Origin of the sequence: Methanosarcina sp. UBA5, assembly GCF_002505485.1 — an archaeon.
GTDB lineage: Archaea > Halobacteriota > Methanosarcinia > Methanosarcinales > Methanosarcinaceae > Methanosarcina.
The window spans coordinates 1-3,438 of record NZ_DAVG01000116.1 but is presented as its reverse complement, the minus strand read 5'-3'; the positions used below and the strand labels follow the sequence as shown (position 1 = coordinate 3,438).

Below are 3,438 nucleotides of genomic sequence, written 5' to 3'. Positions count from 1 at the left end.
CTTGTACTTGACATTGACGAGTCAAATTACGGGCTGCACAGCCAGCTAGGGATGGCGGCTCCAAAGGATCTTATGGAGTACTTTGGAGGAAAAAAAAGCTTTAAAGAAAAACAAAGGGCCGCTCCGAAAACAAACCAATTCTGGGGACTTGCAGCCAATGGAGGCACTGAAGGGCAGCCAACGCAACCGAAGTCTCAGTTTTTTAAAAGCAGGTGGAGTTTTTCCGACCTCCCGCCGGAATTTGTGGAAGAGAAGGATGGAGTCAGGCTGATGGCGGTTGGCAAAATTCATGATTTCGGTGAAGGCTGCGCATGTCCAATGGGGGTCCTGACAAGGGAGTTTCTTGAAAATCTTAGCCTTGGAAAGAATGATATCGTAATCGTAGATACTGAAGCCGGCACCGAACATTTCGGGCGTGGAGTTGATAAGGATTTTGACCTGATTCTGGTGGTTGTCGACCCCTCCTATGAGTCCCTCAAGCTTTCGAAGAAATTTCATGAATTTGGCGCCCAGTGCGGGTGCAAGGTTTATTTTGTGCTTAATAAAGTTGAACCGGATATAAGAGAAGAGATGCTAGCGTCGGTAAATTGCGTGAATGTCGTGGCTGAAATACCAGAGAGAAGAGAAATTTTTAAAGCGTCCCTTAAAGGCGAAGAACTTGACTTCGAACTGGATGAAATCAAAAAGCTTGCACACTTCCTGGGGAAAAGTTAAATTGTTTATTCATGAGCTGGGTAGTGAGCGAACTTTTACCAACTCTTAAACCTATTTTTGTGTTCTCTCAAAAACTGTAAACTTTCATCGTTTCTCTTTCCTGCAGGCTAACTGATCGTTCAAGAGAGAAACTTCACGGCACTTATCAGAAAGTATATTATTGATCGTGTTATTTGAATAATGCAAAAGTTTTACCTGGTTTCAGATAGTAGGTATGGTTTACTGAACTGTCTTTATTGAACTTCAGATTTGCTATCACCAATCGAGTAGATCATCTAGATTTGCAAATACGGATCAATAAGAATATATTTAATCTGTTATTATAACAGTATTTTTATAACGGTATTTTTCCTGTCTAAACACTGGAGACAATAATTATGACAATGCGTGAGTACATGCTTGGAAACGTAGCAATTGCCCGTGGGCTTCTTGAAGGCGGAGTTCAGGTTCTTGCAGGCTATCCAGGAACTCCGTCTTCGGAGATTATAGATACGCTTGCAGCCCGAGAAAACCGGGATTACCATGTAGAATGGTCGGTTAATGAAAAGGTTGCAATGGAAGTTGCAGTTGGAGCTGCCTGGGCAGGTGTCCGTTCTGTAGTGACGATGAAGCATGTCGGGCTAAATGTTGCAGCCGACCCTTTTATGACTCTTGCGTATGCAGGGACTAAGGGCGGCCTGATTGCAATCGTTGCTGATGACCCGTCGTGCCACTCCTCCCAGAATGAGCAGGATACACGACTTTATGCCCAGTTTGCCCTTGTGCCCTGCTTTGATCCCTCAACCCCCCAGGAAGCAAAGGATATGCTGCCCTATGCTTTTGAATTTTCCGAAAAGTTCGAAGTTCCTGTAATCTTCAGGCCTACAACCCGGATTTCGCATGGAAAATCCGATATCGAACTTGGAGAGATTCCCGTAGAAAAGCCAGCTCCTAATTTTGAAAAACTTCTAGACCGTTGGGTCATGCTTCCGAAGAACGCCCGCCCACGCCATACCCATCTCCTATCTATTCAGCAACCTATCGAGGATGCACTTGCCGAATCCCCTTGGAATTCCCTTGAGATAAAACCCGATGCAAAATTTGGAGTAATAGGGGCAGGCATTGCCTCAGTGTATGCAAAAGAAGCCCTTGTGGAGCTTGGACTTGAAGTTTCTTACCTTAAAATTGGAGCTTATCCTGTTCCAAGAAAGCTCATTCTCGAGCTGCTTGAAAACGTGGATACTGTTCTTGTGTTCGAGGAACTTGAGCCTATCGTGGAAGAACAGGTAAAGATGATTGCACAGGAAGCCGGAATTGAGGTTTCGGTGCTTGGGAAAACTAACGGTTTTGTGCCTAGGGAAGGGGAACTGGATGTAAGCGCTTTCATGGAAACTCTTCGGAAAACCTTTGACCTTGAGTTTGAGATCGAACCCGAACCTTCGGGTGCGGCTCTTGAGCTTGCTCTTCGCCCACCTGCTCTCTGTGCAGGCTGCTCTCACAGAGCAACCTTTTACTCAATGAAAAAGGTTTTTGGAAAGGATGCGATTTACCCCAGCGACATCGGCTGTTACACCCTCGGGATCCAGAGCGGGACGGTTGAGACCACACTCTGCATGGGCTCAAGCATCAGCATTGCCTCGGGGCTTTACCATGCAGGGGAAAAGCGACCAATCTGCTGTTCCATAGGAGATTCAACCTTTTTTCATTCTGGCATGAACTCTCTTCTGAATGCGATTGTTAATAAAGCAAACATCACAGTTACTATTCTGGACAACCGTATTACAGCCATGACCGGGCACCAGCCAAATCCGGGAGTCGGCTATACGGCAACAGGAGAGCCAACCATACAGGTCTCACTTGAAGTACTCTGCAAAGCAATGGGTGCTGGATTTGTATCGGTTGTCGATCCTTACAGGCTTGAGGAGACTCAGGAAGCTTTTAAGGCAGCAAAGGAATTTGAAGGCGTAGCCGTGGTTATTACAAGGCAGCCCTGCGTGATTTCAGGGAAAAGAGCAGGTATACGTCGAACCCCGTATATCATTGACTCTGAAAAATGCGAAGGCTGCAAGCAGTGTGTGAAGTTCGGCTGTCCTGCAATTGGATTTGACGAGGAAAATAAACGTGCTGTGATTACGGCTCTTTGCAGCGGGTGCGGGGTCTGCGCCCAGATCTGCAAGTTTGATGCTATTCAGGAGGTGAAGCGATGAGCCAGGCTGAACAAAAGAAACTCGACCTCCTTATTACAGGAGTAGGGGGACAGGGTGCAATTCTTGCCTCGGATATTATAGGAAAAGCTGCAGTTACTGCAGGACTGCCTATCAGGGCTGCGGAAACCCACGGCATGGCCCAGCGCGGAGGTTCGGTTGTAAACCATATCCGGGTCGGGAAAGATTACGGGTCCATGATCCCCAAAAAAGGTGCAGACCTTCTGCTTGCTCTTGAGCCCATGGAAGCAGTTAGGTATCTGGATTTCCTGAAGGACGGCGGAATTATTATAGTAAATACGCAGCCCATAATTCCTGTAACTGTTACCTCAGGCCTGACGAAATATCCGGAAGTGTCGGACATTCTTGATTTTCTTTCTGAAAAATATATAGTCAAAGCCTTTAATGCTGATGAGCTGGCTTTTGAGGCTGGGAACAGACTTGCAATGAATGTCGTGATGGTAGGGGCAGTCTCAAGCTATCTACCGATTCCGAAAGAAACTCTGCTTGAGAGTGTTAAAGCCCTTGTGCCACAGAAAAC

At 46.5% G+C, this 3,438-nt stretch carries 3 protein-coding genes; all 3 read left to right on the top strand.

The window, feature by feature from the left end; genetic code table 11:
* The coding region (locus BP621_RS14810) for an ATP-binding protein (protein ID WP_292391325.1) at window positions 1-714 on the top strand (714 nt) is incomplete at its 5' end.
* Window positions 715-1,091: 377 nt separating this feature from the next.
* Complete coding sequence (gene iorA, locus BP621_RS14805) at window positions 1,092-2,900, top strand: indolepyruvate ferredoxin oxidoreductase subunit alpha (protein ID WP_292391324.1); 1,809 nt, start codon at window positions 1,092-1,094, stop codon at window positions 2,898-2,900.
* Window positions 2,897-3,438, top strand: a 542-nt coding sequence (gene iorB / locus BP621_RS14800) for an indolepyruvate ferredoxin oxidoreductase subunit beta (RefSeq protein WP_292391323.1), incomplete at its 3' end; no start/stop codon positions are given. The genes iorA and iorB, both read left to right, overlap by 4 nt.